This is a genomic window from Streptomyces sp. NPDC005151, from assembly GCF_053599875.1.
In genome coordinates, this window is record NZ_JBSFYR010000263.1 from 1 (window position 1) to 1,258 (window position 1,258).

General features: G+C 69.5%; 1 protein-coding gene. It reads right to left on the bottom strand.

Features of this window, described 5'->3' with window-relative positions; all coding sequences use genetic code 11:
- A partial coding sequence (locus tag ACWD6R_RS40605; RefSeq protein WP_451823350.1) for an amino acid adenylation domain-containing protein occupies positions 1–1,258 on the bottom strand: 1,258 nt, incomplete at both ends.

Genomic DNA, 1,258 nt, shown 5'->3' on the forward strand with positions numbered 1-1,258 from the left:
CGGCCGGAACCATGTAGTCAGGCAGCCGCGCCGCGACAAACTCACGCAGACCATCGAGATCGAGGTCGAGATCGTCCTCACCAGCGGGGACGACGTAGGCCACCAGCCGCTTGTCCCCCGGTGTGTCCTCCCGAGCCACGACCGCAGCCCGCGCCACCTCCGGGTGCGCACTCAGGACGGCCTCGATCTCACCGGGCTCGATCCGGAACCCGCGGACCTTGACCTGCTCATCCGCCCGCCCGAGGAACAGCAACTGCCCCTCCGGCATCCACCGCGCCAAGTCACCGGTCCGATACATCCGCTCCCCGCCGGACCCGAACGGGCACGCCACAAACCGCTCACCCGTCAACGACGGGCGCCCGACGTATCCGCGTGCGACACCCGCGCCGGCGACGTACAACTCACCGGCGACGCCTACCGGCACCGGGCTGAGCGTGTCGTCCAGCACGAACACCCGGGCATTGGCGATCGGCGTACCGATCGACGGCACATCACCAGCAGCCAGCGGGTCCGACATCGACGCGCACACCGTGATCTCCGTCGGGCCATAGGCGTTGATCAGACGACGACCCGGCGCCCACCGCGACACCAAGCCCGCGTCCAGCGCCTCCCCCGCCGACACCAGCGTCGTCACCGACGCCAGATCCTCCACCTCGAGAACGGCAAGGACCGCCGGGGGCAGCGTCGCATGCGTCACCCCATGGCCCGCCAGCAGCTCGACCAGCCCGCCGCCCAAAACCAGCTCCTCCGCCGGAGCCATCACCAGTGAGGCACCCGTGCACAACGTCACCAGCACTTCCGACACCGCCGCGTCAAAGCCCACCGACGCGAACTGCAGCACCCGCGAGTCCCGCTCCACCGCGAACCGCTCAGCCTGAGCGGCCACCAGATTCACCACACCCGCATGACCAACCGCCACACCCTTCGGCACCCCAGTCGAACCCGACGTATAGATCACATACGCCAGCCCCGCCGGATCAACCACCACACCCGGCGCAGTCGCCGGCTGAGCACCCAGCAACCCGGCCGTCAACGGAGCATCCAGCGCAACCAGCGGCACCCGGCCCACCGGCAGATCATCCAACGTCTCCCCAGTACCCAGCACCAACTGCGCACCACTGTCGGCCAGCATGAACGCCACCCGGTCCACCGGCAGCCGCCCGTCCACCGGCAGATACGCGGCCCCCGCCTTCAGCACACCCACCATCGCGGCCACCAGGTCGGCACCACGCGGCAGACACAACCCCACCACCGAGTC